15 protein-coding genes are annotated in these 15,582 nt (G+C 53.5%); 9 read left to right on the top strand and 6 right to left on the bottom strand.

Features of this window, described 5'->3' with window-relative positions; translation table 11 throughout:
• The first annotated feature begins 6 nt into the window (after positions 1 to 6).
• From OGY08_RS08940 to folA, 8 genes are all read left to right on the top strand, one after another.
• Positions 7 to 948, top strand: coding sequence for an electron transfer flavoprotein subunit alpha/FixB family protein (locus tag OGY08_RS08940; RefSeq protein ID WP_008786167.1), 942 nt, complete (start codon positions 7 to 9; stop codon positions 946 to 948).
• Positions 949 to 996: 48 nt separating this feature from the next.
• Positions 997 to 2,283 carry an FAD-dependent oxidoreductase gene (locus tag OGY08_RS08935; RefSeq protein WP_003018887.1) on the top strand — a complete coding sequence of 429 codons (1,287 nt, stop codon included), beginning with the start codon at positions 997 to 999 and terminating at the stop codon, positions 2,281 to 2,283.
• A complete protein-coding gene (fixX, locus tag OGY08_RS08930; RefSeq protein WP_125362747.1) occupies positions 2,280 to 2,567 on the top strand; it encodes a ferredoxin-like protein FixX in 288 nt (95 codons plus the stop codon). The genes OGY08_RS08935 and fixX overlap by 4 nt, the downstream gene beginning before the upstream one ends.
• 147 nt (positions 2,568 to 2,714) lie before the next feature.
• Positions 2,715 to 4,058, top strand: coding sequence for an MFS transporter (locus tag OGY08_RS08925; RefSeq protein ID WP_020996234.1), 1,344 nt, complete (start codon positions 2,715 to 2,717; stop codon positions 4,056 to 4,058).
• 91 nt (positions 4,059 to 4,149) lie between these two features.
• The gene (locus OGY08_RS08920; RefSeq protein ID WP_003018880.1) at positions 4,150 to 4,383 is read left to right on the top strand and encodes a YgdI/YgdR family lipoprotein; all 234 of its coding nucleotides are present in this window, start codon (positions 4,150 to 4,152) and stop codon (positions 4,381 to 4,383) included.
• 103 nt (positions 4,384 to 4,486) lie between these two features.
• Positions 4,487 to 5,017: a glutathione-regulated potassium-efflux system oxidoreductase KefF gene (gene kefF / locus OGY08_RS08915; protein WP_003829618.1), complete on the top strand. Its 531-nt coding sequence runs from the start codon at positions 4,487 to 4,489 to the stop codon at positions 5,015 to 5,017.
• A complete protein-coding gene (gene kefC, locus OGY08_RS08910; protein ID WP_003829616.1) occupies positions 5,010 to 6,872 on the top strand; it encodes a glutathione-regulated potassium-efflux system protein KefC in 1,863 nt (620 codons plus the stop codon). Before kefF ends, kefC begins: the two co-directional genes overlap by 8 nt.
• A 198-nt stretch (positions 6,873 to 7,070) precedes the next feature.
• A complete protein-coding gene (gene folA, locus OGY08_RS08905; RefSeq protein ID WP_003018873.1) occupies positions 7,071 to 7,550 on the top strand; it encodes a type 3 dihydrofolate reductase in 480 nt (159 codons plus the stop codon).
• A gap of 90 nt (positions 7,551 to 7,640) precedes the next feature.
• Here the strand turns inward: folA and apaH are convergent, their stop codons facing one another.
• Genes apaH through lptD form a run of 6 tightly spaced genes read right to left on the bottom strand, consistent with a single transcriptional unit; the run spans position 7,641 to position 14,386 of the window.
• Positions 7,641 to 8,489, bottom strand: coding sequence for a bis(5'-nucleosyl)-tetraphosphatase (symmetrical) ApaH (gene apaH, locus OGY08_RS08900; RefSeq protein ID WP_003829612.1), 849 nt, complete (start codon positions 8,487 to 8,489; stop codon positions 7,641 to 7,643).
• Between the two features lie 10 nt (positions 8,490 to 8,499).
• Positions 8,500 to 8,877: a Co2+/Mg2+ efflux facilitator ApaG/CorD gene (gene apaG / locus OGY08_RS08895; protein WP_003018867.1), complete on the bottom strand. Its 378-nt coding sequence runs from the start codon at positions 8,875 to 8,877 to the stop codon at positions 8,500 to 8,502.
• Between the two features lie 2 nt (positions 8,878 to 8,879).
• Complete coding sequence (gene rsmA / locus OGY08_RS08890) at positions 8,880 to 9,701, bottom strand: 16S rRNA (adenine(1518)-N(6)/adenine(1519)-N(6))-dimethyltransferase RsmA (protein ID WP_003829609.1); 822 nt, start codon at positions 9,699 to 9,701, stop codon at positions 8,880 to 8,882.
• On the bottom strand, positions 9,694 to 10,686 hold the full coding sequence (pdxA, locus tag OGY08_RS08885) for a 4-hydroxythreonine-4-phosphate dehydrogenase PdxA (protein WP_008786171.1): 993 nt from the start codon (positions 10,684 to 10,686) through the stop codon (positions 9,694 to 9,696). The genes rsmA and pdxA overlap by 8 nt, the downstream gene beginning before the upstream one ends.
• Positions 10,686 to 11,972 carry a peptidylprolyl isomerase SurA gene (gene surA, locus OGY08_RS08880; protein ID WP_125362746.1) on the bottom strand — a complete coding sequence of 429 codons (1,287 nt, stop codon included), beginning with the start codon at positions 11,970 to 11,972 and terminating at the stop codon, positions 10,686 to 10,688. The genes pdxA and surA overlap by 1 nt, the downstream gene beginning before the upstream one ends.
• A gap of 53 nt (positions 11,973 to 12,025) precedes the next feature.
• Positions 12,026 to 14,386 (bottom strand): LPS assembly protein LptD, encoded by a 2,361-nt coding sequence (gene lptD, locus OGY08_RS08875; RefSeq protein ID WP_125362745.1) that lies wholly within the window; start codon positions 14,384 to 14,386, stop codon positions 12,026 to 12,028.
• Positions 14,387 to 14,765: 379 nt separating this feature from the next.
• Here lptD and djlA point away from each other — a divergent pair, with 379 nt between their 5' ends.
• Positions 14,766 to 15,581: a co-chaperone DjlA gene (gene djlA, locus OGY08_RS08870; RefSeq protein ID WP_008786173.1), complete on the top strand. Its 816-nt coding sequence runs from the start codon at positions 14,766 to 14,768 to the stop codon at positions 15,579 to 15,581.
• The last annotated feature ends 1 nt before the right edge of the window (position 15,582 follow it).

Here is a 15,582-nt window from a genome sequence, read left to right as displayed (position 1 = left end):
GATGTTATGAACAAATTTTCCAGTGTCTGGGTATTCAGCGATACCCCTTCTCGTCTGCCGGAACTGATGAATGGTGCGCAGGCTTTAGGTGAAAACGTTAACACGTTTGTGCTCAGCGATGAAGACAGCGCGGCGGCATGCCATTTAGGTGCGGATCATGTCTGGCTGCTCAGCGGCAAACCAGAAGACCGTATGGTTGAAGACTACGCCGATGCGATGGCCGAAACCATTCGTCAGCACAGCGAGGGCGGCGCGGTGCTGCTGCCGAATACGCGTCGGGGCAAGCTGTTAGCGGCAAAGCTGGGCTTTCGCTTGTCGGCTGCAGTCTCAAACGACGCCAGCGCAGTCGCGGTGCAGGACGGAAAAGCGGCGGTCAAACATATGGTCTACGGCGGCCTGGCGATGGGAGCAGAAACAATCGCTTCACCGTTTGCCGTGATCACTCTCAGCAGCGGAACGTTTGACGCGCAGCAACCGGATACTGCCCGCAGCGGCGAGGTGCACACCGTCCAGTGGCAGGCTCCGACTATCGCTGTGACCCGTACTGCAACGCAGGCGCGTCAGAGCAACAGTGTCGATCTCGACAAAGCCCGTCTGGTGGTCAGCGTGGGACGCGGTATTGGTAGCAAAGAAAATATCTCGCTGGCCGAAGCGCTGTGCCAGGCGATTGGCGCTGAGCTGGCCTGTTCACGTCCGGTGGCGGAAAACGAGAAGTGGATGGAGCACGAACGCTACGTCGGCATTTCCAATCTGATGCTCAAACCAGAACTGTACCTGGCCGTGGGGATCTCCGGGCAGATCCAACATATGGTCGGCGCCAACGGCGCGCAGACGATTTTCGCCATCAACAAAGATAAAAATGCGCCGATCTTCCAGTACGCAGATTTTGGCATCGTTGGCGATGCGCTGAAGATCCTGCCTGCGCTGACGGCTGCTCTGGCGCGTTAAACCATTCGGGCAGGGTGCGAAAGTATCCTGCCACTGACAGGAGTACGTATGTCCGAAGATATCTTTGATGCCATCATCGTGGGTGCAGGTCTGGCCGGTTCGGTTGCGGCGCTGGTGCTGGCTCGGGAAGGTGCACAGGTGCTGGTCATCGAGCGCGGCAATTCTGCTGGCGCGAAGAATGTCACCGGTGGGCGCATGTATGCCCATAGCCTGGAACGCATCATTCCCGGCTTTGCTGAGCAGGCCCCCATTGAACGCATAATCACCCACGAAAAACTCGCCTTTATGACCGACAAAGGGGCGATGACCATCGACTATTGCAATGGTGAAGAGGCTGCATCGTCGCAGGTTTCTTATTCCGTCTTACGCAGCAAATTTGACGCCTGGCTGATGGAGCAGGCCGAGGAGGCGGGAGCCCAGCTTATCACCGGTATTCGGGTGGATAACGTTGTGCAGCGCGAAGGCAAAGTCGTGGGCGTGGAAGCCGACGGCGATATTCTGGAAGCCAAAGTGGTGATCCTCGCTGACGGGGTGAATTCTTTGTTGGCAGAAAAACTGGGCATGGCAAAGCGCGTTGAGGCATCGCATGTTGCCGTTGGCGTAAAAGAGCTGATCGAATTGCCAAAATCGGTGATTGAAGATCGTTTCCAGTTACAGGGGAACGAAGGTGCAGCGTGCCTGTTTGCCGGTTCTCCAACTGATGGGTTGATGGGCGGGGGCTTCCTCTATACTAATGAAACGACCCTTTCTCTGGGGCTGGTCTGCGGTCTTCATCATCTGAAAGATGCTAAAAAATCGGTCCCACAAATGCTGGAAGATTTCAAACAGCATCCGGCGGTTGCCCCACTGATCGCCGGTGGCAAGCTGGTGGAATATGCCGCGCACGTCGTACCGGAGGCCGGTATGAATATGCAGCCTGAACTGGTGGGTGACGGTGTGCTGATTGCCGGTGATGCTGCCGGAATGTGTATGAACCTCGGCTTTACCATCCGCGGTATGGATCTCGCCATATCCGCAGGCGAAGCGGCCGCGAAAACGGTGCTTTCCGCAATGAAGCGCGACGACTTCAGCAAACAGTCGCTGGGCGAATACCGTCAGCATCTCGATGATGGTCCAATGCGCGATATGCGCATGTATCAGAAGCTTCCCGCTTTCCTAGATAACCCACGCATGTTTACCGCCTATCCCGAAATGGCGGTCAGCATCGCGCGCGACCTGTTCACCGTAGATGGCTCTGCTCCGGTGCCAATGCGCAAAAAAATCCTGCGTCATGCGAAGAAAGTGGGCTTCATCAACCTGATGAAAGATGGCCTGAAAGGAGTGACCGTATTATGACATCTCCCGTCAATGTGGACGTCAAACTGGGCGTCAATAAGTTCAATGTGGATGAAGACAGCCCGCACATCATTCTCAAAACCGATCCTGATAAACAGGCGCTGGAAGTACTGATTAAAGCTTGTCCAGCCGGACTGTATAAAAAGCAGGACGACGGCAGCATCCGTTTTGATTACGCCGGATGCCTGGAGTGCGGAACGTGCCGCATTCTCGGACTTGATACAGCGTTGGAAAAATGGGAATACCCGCGCGGGACATTTGGCGTGGAGTTTCGCTACGGCTAATAAGTACGAGGTTGTGCACCCGTAGGTCGGATAAGACGTGGTAGCGTTGCCATCCGGCAATCATGTGGCGCCAATGCCGGATGGCGGCGTAAACGCCTTATCCGGCTTACAGATGACGCTTTGCCCGTGTTGAAACAGGAAGTCGCTATGCAGCAGCCCAGGAACTTTGATGACATCAAATTTACCTCTATTCACCGCCGGATAATGCTGTGGGGAAGCGGTGGGCCATTTCTGGATGGTTATGTGCTGGTGATGATTGGCGTGGCGCTGGAACAGCTCACGCCAGCATTGAAACTGGACGCACAGTGGATTGGTCTGCTGGGTGCCGGCACGCTCGCCGGTCTGTTTGTGGGGACGTCGCTGTTTGGCTACATTTCCGATAAGGTCGGGCGGCGCAAAATGTTCATCATCGATATTATCGCCATTGGCGTGATATCGGCGGCAACCATGTTTGTTTCCTCACCCATTGAGCTGTTGGTAATGCGCGTGCTGATAGGCATTGTAATTGGCGCTGATTACCCGATTGCTACCTCGATGATTACCGAGTTCTCTAATACCCGCCAGCGCGCTTTCTCCATCGGTTTTATCGCCGCGATGTGGTATGTCGGCGCCACCTGTGCCGATCTGGTCGGTTACTGGCTGTATGATGTTGAAGGAGGATGGCGCTGGATGCTGGGCAGCGCGGTGATCCCTTGTATTTTGATCCTGATTGGGCGCTTCGATCTTCCTGAGTCGCCGCGCTGGCTGTTGCGTAAAGGTCGGGTGAAAGAGTGTGAAGCGATGATGATCAAACTGTTCGGCGAACCGGTGGTGTTCGACGAAGAGGCGCCGCAGGAGACGCGCTTCCTACAGCTGTTTAACCGCCGTCATTTCCCGTTTGTCCTGTTTGTTGCCGCTATCTGGACCTGTCAGGTGATCCCGATGTTCGCCATTTATACCTTTGGTCCGCAGATTGTTGGACTGTTGGGGCTTGGTGCCGGGAAAAGCGCGGCGTTGGGCAATGTGGTGATAAGCCTGTGCTTTATGCTGGGGTGCATTCCACCCATGTTCTGGCTCAATAGCGCGGGCCGTCGGCCATTGTTAATTGGCAGCTTTATTATGATGACGCTGGCGCTGGCCGTGCTGGGGTTAATTCCTGATATGGGAGCGTGGCTGGTGGTGCTGGCGTTTGCCGTGTACGCCTTTTTCTCGGGGGGACCGGGAAATCTTCAGTGGCTGTACCCAAATGAACTGTTTCCTACCGACATTCGCGCATCTGCCGTCGGGGTGATTATGTCCTTAAGCCGCATCGGCACCATTGTTTCAACCTGGGCGCTGCCGGTGTTCATTACCAAATACGGGATCAGCAATGTCATGCTGATGGGCGCAGGAATTTCGCTGATTGGCCTGCTGGTGTCCATCGCTTTCGCCCCGGAAACGCGAGGTCTGACGCTGGCGCAAACCAGCCAAATGACGATTCGCAGTAAGCCCGTGACCAGGGCGAGTTATTAGGAGTGTTCTGTATTTTCCCTGCAACTCAGTCAGTTAGCCTACAGTTAACTGGGTATATCACTGAAAACAACTGAAAAGCAGGGAGAACACCATGCAAAAACATATCCTGATCACCTCAATTTTTACCGCAGCAGCACTGTTTACCGTGGCCGGTTGTTCCTCAAACCAGGCGGTTAAAACCACCGATGGTAAAACAATCGTCACTGACGGCAAACCGCAAGTCGATGATGATACTGGCCTGGTGTCGTATAAAAATGCGCAAACGGGTAAGACGGAACAGATTAACCGCGATCAGGTTAAGGATATGAGTGAGCTTGATAACTAGTTCAGTTTTCTCCATTCAGCCACTTAATAATATTGACTGTTAGCCTGTGGATTAACTGACTAAACTCACTGTTATTACAATAATGCAGTGAAACAGGCTAATCATGATCCTCATCATTTATGCGCATCCCTATCCGCAGCATTCGCATGCGAATAAGCGGATGCTTGAACAGGCAAGGACGTTGGAGGGCGTGGAGATCCGCTCGCTCTACCAGCTCTACCCCGACTTCAATATCGATATTGCCGCTGAACAGGATGCGCTGGCACGCGCTGACTTGATCATCTGGCAGCATCCGATGCAGTGGTACAGCACACCTCCATTACTCAAGCTGTGGATGGATAAAGTCCTTTCGCACGGCTGGGCGTATGGTCATGGCGGTACTGCGCTGCACGGTAAACATCTGCTGTGGGCGGTGACGACCGGCGGCGGTGAAAACCACTTCGATATTGGCTCCCATCCAGGATTTGATGTGCTTTCTCAACCCTTACAGGCGACGGCACTTTATTGTGGCCTCAAATGGCTACCGCCGTTTGCGATGCACTGTACGTTTATCTGTGATGATGAAACCCTGCAAGCGCAGGCGCGTCACTACAAACAGCGTCTGATGGAATGGCAGGAGGCACACCATGGATAGCCATACGCTGATACAGGCGCTGATTTATCTCGGATCGGCGGCACTGATTGTCCCCATCGCCGTACGGCTGGGACTCGGGTCGGTACTGGGGTATCTCATCGCCGGGTGCATTATCGGCCCATGGGGCCTGAGGCTGGTGACGGACGCTGAATCCATCCTGCATTTTGCGGAGATCGGTGTGGTGCTGATGCTGTTTGTCATTGGTCTGGAGCTGGATCCGCAACGTTTGTGGAAACTACGAGCCTCGGTGTTCGGCGGCGGCGCATTGCAAATGGTGGTCTGCGGAGGCCTGATTGGTGTGTTCTGTATGTTCCTCGGCCTGCGCTGGCAGGTAGCGGAGCTGATCGGCATGACGCTGGCGCTTTCCTCTACGGCTATCGCTATGCAGGCGATGAATGAACGCAACCTGATGGTGTCGCAAATGGGCCGCAGCGCGTTTGCCGTGCTGCTGTTCCAGGATATCGCGGCCATTCCACTGGTGGCGATGATTCCGTTACTGGCAGCGAGTGGCGCATCAACAACGCTTGGGGCGTTTGCATTGTCTGCCCTTAAGGTAGCGGGCGCACTGGTGCTGGTGGTGCTGTTGGGGCGTTATGTCACACGTCCTGCCTTGCGTTTTGTCGCCCGTTCGGGCCTGCGGGAAGTGTTCAGTGCCGTTGCGCTGTTCCTCGTGTTTGGCTTCGGTCTGCTGTTGGAAGAGGTTGGATTGTCGATGGCGATGGGGGCATTCCTGGCCGGGGTGCTGCTGGCAAGCTCTGAGTATCGCCACGCGTTGGAAAGCGACATTGAACCATTTAAAGGACTGCTGCTGGGGCTGTTCTTCATCGGTGTAGGGATGTCTATCGACTTTGGTACGCTGATTGATAATCCCTTGCGTATTATCATTCTACTGGTCGGTTTCCTGGTTATCAAAACCGTCATGTTGTGGTTGATAGCGAAACCGTTGCAGGTGCCGAACAAGCAGCGTCGCTGGTTTGCCGTATTATTAGGGCAGGGCAGTGAGTTTGCCTTTGTGGTGTTTGGCGCGGCGCAAATGGCAAATGTGCTCGATCCTGACTGGGCGAAATCGCTGACGCTGGCGGTGGCGTTGTCGATGGCGGCTACACCGATTTTGCTGGTGATTTTGACGCGTCTGGAAAAATCGGCGACTGAGGAAGAGCGCGAAGCCGATGAAATCGATGAGGAGCAACCGCGGGTGATCATCGCCGGGTTTGGGCGATTTGGCCAGATAACCGGTCGTTTGCTGTTGTCGAGCGGGGTCAAAATGGTGGTTCTTGATCATGACCCGGATCATATCGAAACGCTGCGTAAATTCGGGATGAAGGTTTTCTATGGCGACGCGACCCGGATGGATCTGCTGGAGTCTGCCGGGGCGGCGAAAGCTGAAGTTATTATTAATGCCATTGACGATCCGCAAACCAGCCTGCAGTTAACCGAAATGGTGAAAGAGCATTTCCCGCATCTGCAAATTATTGCCCGCGCGCGCGACGTGGATCATTACATCCGCCTGCGCCAGGCGGGCGTGGATATGCCGGAACGTGAAACCTTTGAAGGTGCACTGAAGACCGGACGTCTGGCGCTGGAAGGTCTCGGGCTAGGGCGCTATGAGGCACGTGAGCGGGCTGACGTATTCCGCCGATTCAATACCATGATGGTAGAGGAGATGGTGAAAGGGGAAAATGACGCGACTTCCCGCGCGGCCGTTTATAAACGCACCAGCGCAATGCTGAGTGAAATTATTGCGGAAGATCGTCAGCACTTATCGTTAATTCAACGCCATGGCTGGCAAGGCACGGATGAAGGTAAGCATACGGGCGACGTCGCCGATGAGCCGGAAGTGAAACCGTCAGCATAGGGTAAAAAATGTGATGTTCTGCAAACTTTACTGCTAATTGGCTGTTTTTGAACTACTGTAATGCTGGCGTACCACCTTAAATAGGTCGGTTCGCCAGCAGAACGGAAAATTTTCCTGTTCATCCTCTTTCCGCCAGTCGACGAAAGATTGCGCTTTCCGTATAGTGGCGACAATTTTTTTGTATCCGGGAAATATTCAATGATCAGTCTGATTGCGGCGTTAGCGGTAGATCGCGTCATCGGTATGGAGAACGCCATGCCGTGGAACCTCCCTGCCGATCTCGCCTGGTTTAAACGTAATACCTTAAACAAGCCGGTTGTCATGGGACGCCACACCTGGGAATCCATCGGGCGACCGTTACCTGGGCGTAAAAATATCGTCATCAGCAGTAAGCCTGGCACCGACGATCGCGTGCAGTGGGTGAAGTCTGTGGATGAAGCAATTGCGGCCTGCGGCGATGAACCTGAAATTATGGTAATTGGCGGTGGGCGTGTGTATGAGCAGTTCCTGCCAAAAGCGCAGAAACTGTATCTGACGCACATTGATGCGGAAGTGGAAGGGGATACGCATTTCCCGGACTACGAACCGGATGACTGGGAATCGGTGTTCAGTGAATTCCACGATGCCGACGCGCAAAACTCTCACAGCTACTGCTTCGAGATTCTGGAACGTCGTTAATACTGTAAGTGCCGGATGGCGGCGAAACGCCTTATCATCCAGCTAATGTAGGCCGGATAAGGTGCGAGCACCGCATCCGGCAAACGACTATCAGGCGTTGACCGCTTCGCCAGGATCCAGATTCAGATGGCGATTTGACGGCTGCACGAAGTACTGTTTGTCTTCCCAGCGCAGACAGGTGAGATCGCCTCCCCAGCAACACCCCGTATCCAGCGCGTAAATGCCTTCTGGCGTGCCTTTACCCTCCAGCGATGCCCAGTGCCCGAATGCAATGCTGTACGCTTCACTGACAGGTCCAGGAATGGCAAACCACGGCTTCAGCGGGGCAGGTGCGTCTTCTGGTGACTCTTTGCTGTACATATCCAACTGACCGTTAGGGAAGCAGTAACGCATGCGGGTAAAGGCGTTGGTAATAAAACGCAGGCGCGCCAGCCCGGTCAGTTCCGGGGTCCAGTTATTGGGCATGTCGCCGTACATCGCATCAAGGAAGAAGGGATACGAGTCGCTCGACAGCACGGCTTCAACATCGCGAGCACAGTCTTTTGCTGTCTGCAGGTCCCACTGTGGGGTGATACCGGCATGCGCCATCACCAGCTTCTTCTCTTCGTCTACCTGCAACAGCGGTTGACGGCGGAGCCAGTTAAGTAATTCGTCGGCATCCGGTGCTTCGAGCAGCGATGTGACCCTGTCTTTAGGTTTATTACGACTGATACCAGCAAATACGGCCAGCAGGTGTAAATCGTGATTACCCAATACTAACCGCACGCTGTCGCCCAGTGATTTCACGTAGCGCAAAACGTCCAGCGAGCCCGGTCCACGAGCGACCAGATCGCCGGTGAGCCATAGGGTGTCTTTTTCGGAATTAAAGTCTACCTGATGCAGCAAGGCTACCAGTTCATCGTAACAACCGTGAACGTCGCCAATAAGGTATGTCGCCATAGTTATTGTTTTAATGAATGAGTGTTGGAACGGCGAGTCGGAATACGGGAATATCGATGGTAAAGGCGATGCCTTGTTCATCGATCATTTCGTAATGACCCTGCATGGTGCCCAGCGGTGTTTCAATCACCGCACCGCTGGTGTACTGGTACTCTTCGCCGGGTTCGATGTGGGGCTGGACGCCAACCACGCCTTCACCCTGAACTTCGGTTTCGCGGCCATGACCATTAGTGATCAACCAATAACGCCCCAACAGCTGCACAGGCGCTCGCCCCAAATTGCGGATAGTTACGGTGTAAGCAAAAACGTAACGTTCATCATCAGGTGAGGATTGCGCCTCAATGTAGACGCTTTGTACCTGAATGCACACTCGGGGCGAATTGATCATGTTTAACTCTCCTTCGATGGCGCGTTTTCTGACAGATAGTTAGCCATCCGGCAGTATTGCGCGACAGAGATATTTTCCGCTCGCATCGCCGGATCAATGCCCAGCTCTGTCAGTACTTCAACGCTAAACAGGTTGCCGAGACTGTTACGTACCGTTTTACGGCGCTGATTAAACGCTTCGGTGGTAATACGGCTCAGCACACGAACATCTTTAACCGGGTACGGCATCGTCGTATGAGGCACCAGACGCACAACGGCTGAATCAACTTTAGGCGCTGGCGTAAATGCGGAAGGCGGTACTTCAAGTACCGGGATTACATTGCAGTAATACTGCGCCATGACGCTTAATCGACCATACGCTTTACTGTTTGGCCCTGCAACCAGACGGTTCACCACCTCTTTTTGCAACATGAAATGCATGTCGGCAATGGCATCAGTATAGGAAAAAAGATGGAACATGAGCGGCGTGGAGATGTTGTACGGCAGGTTGCCGAATACGCGCAGCGGCTGTCCCATCGTTTGTGCCAGTTCGCCGAAGTTCATGGTCATGGCATCTTGCTGATAAATCGTCAGCTTAGGCCCTAAAAACGGGTGTGTCTGTAGGCGTGCTGCCAGATCGCGGTCGAGTTCAATGACCGTGAGCTTGTCCAGACGTTCGCCTACTGGTTCGGTCAATGCCGCCAGACCAGGGCCGATTTCGACCATAGCCTGACCTTTCTGCGGGTTGATAGCAGAGACAATACTTTCGATCACAAACTGATCGTTGAGGAAGTTCTGCCCGAAACGTTTACGGGCTAAATGGCCCTGATGGACTCGATTATTCATTGGTATTAACAATCATTTTGATGGCGAGATTAAGCGCCGTAATAAAACTGCCGACATCTGCTTGCCCACGACCCGCGAGTTCAAGTGCGGTGCCGTGATCGACGGATGTGCGAATAAAGGGCAGGCCCAGCGTGATATTCACACCGCGACCAAATCCTTGGTATTTTAGCACGGGGAGACCCTGATCGTGGTACATTGCCAGCACGGCATCCGCGTGGTCGAGATATTTGGGCTGAAACAGCGTATCTGCGGGCAGCGGACCGTTTAATTTCATTCCCTGCGCACGCAGTTCATCGAGTACCGGAATGATGGTATCTATCTCTTCCGTTCCCATATGACCGCCTTCACCAGCATGCGGGTTAAGACCGCACACCAGAATATGCGGATCGGCAATGCCGAACTTGGTGCGTAAATCATGATGCAAAATGCCGATCACTTCCTGAAGCAGGGCGGGCGTAATGGCGTCGGCAACGGCTCTGAGCGGCAAATGCGTGGTTGCCAGGGCAACGCGCAGCTCTTCGGTCGCCAGCATCATAACAACTTTCTTTGCCTGTGAGCGCTCTTCAAAAAACTCGGTATGTCCGGTAAACGGGACGCCAGCGTCATTGATAACGCCCTTGTGAACCGGGCCGGTGATCAGCGCCGCAAACTCACCTTGCAGACAGCCATCGCAGGCGCGAGCCAGCGTATCCACCACATATTGCCCGTTTTCTACCGCCAACTGACCCGCGACAACAGGTGCCCGCAGCGCAATCGGTAACAGCGTCAATGTGCCTGCTGATTGCGGTTTGGCTGGGGTATCTGGAGAGTAGGGGAGGAGTGAAAGCGGTAAACCGAGCATCGCTGCCCGGTCATTGAGGAGTGCTGCATCCGCACAGACAACAAGTTCTACAGGCCAATCGCGCTGGGCGAGCTGAACCACCAGGTCCGGGCCAATCCCGGCGGGTTCGCCGGGAGTGATAACAACGCGTTGAGCACGAGTCATTAGTTGCTCAGAACTTTAACGTAAGCGCTGGCGCGCTGTTCCTGCATCCAGGTTGCTGCTTCTTCCGAGAATTTACGGTTCATCAGCATACGGTAAGCTCTGTCTTTCTGCGCTGCGTCAGTTTTATCAACGTTACGCGTATCCAGCAGTTCGATCAGATGCCAACCGAAAGAGGAGTGCACCGGGGCGCTCATCTGGCCTTTGTTAAGTTTGGTCAGCGCATCGCGGAAAGCAGGGTCGAAAATATCCGCTGCAGCCCAGCCCAGATCGCCGCCCTGGTTGGCAGAGCCTGGATCCTGAGAAAACTCTTTAGCGGCTGCCGCGAAGGTCGTTTTACCGCTCTTAATATCTGCCGCGATTTGTTCCAGCTTCAGACGCGCCTGCTGATCGGTCATGATCGGCGACGGCTTAAGCAGAATGTGGCGAGCATGAACTTCAGTCACGGAGATGCTCTGGCTTTGGCCACGCATATCGTTGACTTTCAGGATGTGGAAGCCGACACCGGAACGAATTGGGCCAATGATATCGCCTTTTTTCGCAGTGCTTAACGCCTGGGCAAAGATACCCGGCAGCTCCTGAATACGTCCCCAGCCCATCTGGCCGCCTTTCAGCGCCTGCTGGTCAGCGGAATAAGTAATAGCCAGTTTGCCGAAATCACTACCGTTACGCGCTTCATCAACAACAGAGCGCGCCTGGCTTTCAGCCGCGTTAACCTGGTCGGACGTTGGGTTTTCTGGTAATGGGATCAGAATGTGGCTCAGGTTCAGCTCGGTGCTGGCATCGTTTTGGTTGCCTACCTGCTGCGCCAGGGCATCCACTTCCTGAGGCAGGATAGTGACGCGACGGCGAACTTCGTTGTTACGCACTTCAGAGATGGTCATCTCTTTGCGGATCTGGCTACGATAGGTTGAATAGCTTAAGCCATCCTGTGCCAGACGGCTGCGCATCTGATCCAGCGTCATGTTGTTCTGCTTGGCGATGTTGGCAATAGCCTGATCCAACTGCTCGTCAGAGATTTTCACCCCCATCTTCTGACCCATTTGCAGGAGGATTTGATCCATGATCAAACGTTCCAGGATCTGATGACGCAGCGTAGTGTCATCCGGTAATTGCTGACCTGCCTGACCTGCATTCAGTTTTACTGACTGCATTAAGCCATCGACGTCGCTTTCCAGAACGACGCCGTTATTGACGACGGCTGCAACTTTATCGACTACCTGTGGGGCAGCGAAACTGGTATTCGCGATCATGGCGATACCGAGAAGCAGCGTTTTCCAGTTCTTCATACTTTTTCCATTTCAATTAACCGCAATGCGGATTACGTTGTAAATCAATCAGATCATAAAGCGCTTTGATACGGCAAAATGTTCGAACGCAGCATTTGGTTGGTGCCGAGACCGTAGTTGGAGCTCAGACCGCGCAGTTCGATATTAAAGCCGATCGTGTTGTCATAAATCGCGTGTTGCTGTTTGTCATCCCAACCGTTCAGCTTACGCTCGTAGCCGAAGCGAATGGCGTAACAGCAGGAGTTGTACTGTAAGCCCAGCATTGAATCTGCTTCTTTGTTCACATTGGTATCGAAGTAGTAAGCACCAACAATCGACCAACGATCGGCGATCGGGAAGCTTGCCACTGCGCCCACCTGCGAAATCCCGTTTTCATACTGGGCGTTAGTTACATCACGTGAAGGTACAGCGGCCTTAATATACTCTGGGCTGGCATAACGGTAGTTCAACTGCAGCATACGGTTTTCGTCGCGGCGGTATTCGATACTGCTATTGCTGGTTGCGATGCTATCCAGACGCGTGTCGTACTGGATCCCACTGCGTAAACCCCAACGATCGGAGATGCGCCAGTAGGTATCGCCAGCCCATACCAGTGAACCCGTTTTGTCGTCATTCTCCCATTCTGTATGGTCATCGCCAGTGCGAGACTCGGTGAAATAGTAGATTTGACCCACAGAAATATTAAAACGTTCAACGGCCGCGTCATCATAAACGCGAGATGTGACCCCGGTCGTCACCTGGTTGGCAGAAGCAATACGGTCCAGACCGCTATAAGTACGGTCACGGAACAGGCCGCTGTAGTCAGATTGCAGCAAGGATGAGTCATAGTTATAGATATGACTTTGGTCGCGATACGGTACGTACAGGTACTGCGCGCGTGGCTCCAGCGTCTGGGTATAGCCCGGTGCCAGCATTTGCATGTCGCGCTCGAATACCATTTTGCCGTCAACTTTAAACTGCGGCATGACGCGATTGGCTGACTCGTCGAGCTTGTTAACGTTACTCGGGTTGTTGTTGTACCAATCCAGATTGGTCTGCTGATAGTGTGTCGCCAGCAGCTTCGCTTCGGTATTGATACTGCCCCAGTTATTCGACAACGGCAGATTGATCGTCGGTTCCAGGTGAACACGCGTTGCTTCCGGCATGTTGTCATTGGTATTGACGAAATGGACCGCCTGGCCATAAATACGGGTATCAAATGGACCAACGTCATTCTGGTAATAGTTGACGTCTAACTGCGGCTGCGCAGAGTAGCTATTACTGTTTTGTGCGTCGAAGACCTGGAACTGCTTGGTCGATACCGTAGCGTCAAAGTTTTGTACCGCGTAGCCGACGCTGAATTTCTGCGTGGCGTAGCCGTCGGTACTGGAGCCGTATTTATTATCGAAATCGTTAAAGTAGCTGATGTCGCTGACCTTGGTGTAGTCGACGTTGAAACGCCACACCTGGTCCATTACGCCAGCGTGCTGCCAGTAGAACAGCCAGCGACGTGAATTGTCATCCTTCGGATGTTCGTCCTCGTACACTTTATCGGAATTCAGATAGTCAAACTCCATCAAGCCCGCACCCGCCTGGGTGAGGTAGCGGAATTCGTTCTCCCACATGATCCCGCCACGACGGTGCATATAATGTGGCGTGATGGTGGCGTCCATATTGGGCGCAATGTTCCAGTAATACGGGAGGTAGAACTCAAAATAGTTATTGGTGGAATATTTTGCGTTCGGGATCAGGAAACCGGAACGGCGCTTATCGCCGACGGGTAACTGTAAATAAGGACTGTAAAAGACCGGAACCGGACCCAGTTTAAAACGGGCGTTCCAGATCTCCGCGACCTGTTCTTCACGGTCGTGGATAACTTCGCTACCGACGACGCTCCAGGTATCTGAACCTGGCAGACAGGAGGTAAAGCTACCGTTTTCCAGAATGGTATAACGGTTTTCCCCACGCTGTTTCATCAGGTCGGCTTTCCCGCGCCCCTGACGGCCCACCATCTGGTAATCACCTTCCCAGATGTTGGTATCTTTGGTATTCAGATTGGACCAGCCCTTCGGTCCCTTCAGAATAACCTGATTGTCGTCATAATGGACATTGCCCAACGCATCGACGGTACGTACTGGCTCCGGCTGGCCTTCAGCCTGCTTCTGATGAAGCTGTACTTCGTCGGCCTGCAGGCGGCTGTTACCCTGTGCGATATCCACGTTGCCGGTAAACACCGCGTCATCGGGATAATTCCCTTTCGCGTTGTCGGCATTGATGGTGACGGGTAACTCATTAGTCTCGCCCTGTACCAGAGGACGGTCATAGCTCGGCACGCCCAGCATACACTGTGAGGCGAGATCGGCTGCCAGGCCCTGATGGCTATAGAGGGCGCTGGCAATCATGGTGGCCAGAAGAGTGGGAATACGTTTTTTCATACGTTGTATTTATTGTTCCATCATCAGTAGCGTCGCGCGTGACAAACGGTCACAGCCTAACTTATCTCATCTTCACTTCGCTAGTATTAATCCTGCCCATTTTATACCCGCCACCTTTCAAGCTGCATCTTCGTTGTCTTCCTCGTTCACCCCAGCCACTTACATGGGTAAGCTCCAGGGGACTCACTACGTTGCCGCCTTGCTGCAACTCGAAATCCAACGGGTATAGCGTTTGTGGTGTTAGGCACGGCATTGAATGACAGGTATGATAATGCAAATTATAGGCGATGTCCCACAATTGACCGCAGCCGTAAATCGGTAAAAGCACCTTATATTGTGGGACATAGCCTGGCTGAGAGCGGAAAGATTTGGGGAGTCTATGCAGTATTGGGGAAAGATAATTGGTGTAGCCGTGGCCTTAATGATGGGCGGCGGCTTCTGGGGTGTGGTTCTGGGGCTGTTAGTTGGCCACATGTTCGACAAAGCCCGCATGCGCAAAATGGCGTGGTTTGCCAACCAACGTGAACGCCAGGCGCTGTTTTTTGCCACCACTTTTGAGGTGATGGGACATCTGACAAAATCCAAAGGTCGCGTCACGGAAGCCGATATACATATCGCCAGCCAGTTGATGGATCGGATGAATTTGCACGGTGACTCGCGAACGGCTGCACAACATGCCTTCCGGGTAGGAAAATCGGATAATTACCCATTACGTGAAAAGATGCGTCAGTTTCGCAGCGTCTGTTTTGGTCGATTCGATCTGATCCGCATGTTTCTGGAGATTCAGATCCAGGCGGCATTTGCCGATGGGTCGTTGCATCCTAACGAACGTGAAGTGCTTTATGTGATTGCTGAAGAGTTGGGGATCTCACGCACCCAATTTGATCAGTTCCTGCGCATGATGCAGGGCGGCGCACAGTTTGGCGGCGGATATCAGCAGCAGTCTGGCGGCGGTGGCTGGCAGCAGGCGCAACGCGGCCCGACGCTGGAAGACGCCTGTAATGTGCTGGGTGTGAAAACGACCGACGATGCGACCACCATCAAGCGGGCTTACCGTAAGCTGATGAGCGAGCACCATCCGGACAAACTGGTTGCGAAAGGTCTGCCGCCAGAGATGATGGAAATGGCGAAGCAAAAAGCGCAGGAAATCCAAAAAGCTTACGAGCTGATTAAGGATCAAAAAGGATTCAAGTGAT

The organism is Citrobacter sp. Cpo069 (assembly GCF_030332785.1).
GTDB lineage: Bacteria > Pseudomonadota > Gammaproteobacteria > Enterobacterales > Enterobacteriaceae > Citrobacter > Citrobacter portucalensis.
The sequence above is the reverse complement of the archived record's forward strand: the minus strand, read 5'-3'. Positions and strand labels throughout refer to the sequence as shown.

Bases quoted from the DNA above. Each gene is read 5' to 3' on its own strand.
- OGY08_RS08940 (WP_008786167.1), top strand. From the start codon at position 7: ATGAACAAATTTTCCAGTGTCTGGGTATTCAGCGATACCCCTTCTCGT.
- OGY08_RS08935 (WP_003018887.1), top strand. From the start codon at position 997: ATGTCCGAAGATATCTTTGATGCCATCATCGTGGGTGCAGGTCTGGCC.
- fixX (WP_125362747.1), top strand. From the start codon at position 2,280: ATGACATCTCCCGTCAATGTGGACGTCAAACTGGGCGTCAATAAGTTC.
- OGY08_RS08925 (WP_020996234.1), top strand. From the start codon at position 2,715: ATGCAGCAGCCCAGGAACTTTGATGACATCAAATTTACCTCTATTCAC.
- OGY08_RS08920 (WP_003018880.1), top strand. From the start codon at position 4,150: ATGCAAAAACATATCCTGATCACCTCAATTTTTACCGCAGCAGCACTG.
- kefF (WP_003829618.1), top strand. From the start codon at position 4,487: ATGATCCTCATCATTTATGCGCATCCCTATCCGCAGCATTCGCATGCG.
- kefC (WP_003829616.1), top strand. From the start codon at position 5,010: ATGGATAGCCATACGCTGATACAGGCGCTGATTTATCTCGGATCGGCG.
- folA (WP_003018873.1), top strand. From the start codon at position 7,071: ATGATCAGTCTGATTGCGGCGTTAGCGGTAGATCGCGTCATCGGTATG.
- apaH (WP_003829612.1), bottom strand. From the start codon at position 8,489: ATGGCGACATACCTTATTGGCGACGTTCACGGTTGTTACGATGAACTG.
- apaG (WP_003018867.1), bottom strand. From the start codon at position 8,877: ATGATCAATTCGCCCCGAGTGTGCATTCAGGTACAAAGCGTCTACATT.
- rsmA (WP_003829609.1), bottom strand. From the start codon at position 9,701: ATGAATAATCGAGTCCATCAGGGCCATTTAGCCCGTAAACGTTTCGGG.
- pdxA (WP_008786171.1), bottom strand. From the start codon at position 10,686: ATGACTCGTGCTCAACGCGTTGTTATCACTCCCGGCGAACCCGCCGGG.
- surA (WP_125362746.1), bottom strand. From the start codon at position 11,972: ATGAAGAACTGGAAAACGCTGCTTCTCGGTATCGCCATGATCGCGAAT.
- lptD (WP_125362745.1), bottom strand. From the start codon at position 14,386: ATGAAAAAACGTATTCCCACTCTTCTGGCCACCATGATTGCCAGCGCC.
- djlA (WP_008786173.1), top strand. From the start codon at position 14,766: ATGCAGTATTGGGGAAAGATAATTGGTGTAGCCGTGGCCTTAATGATG.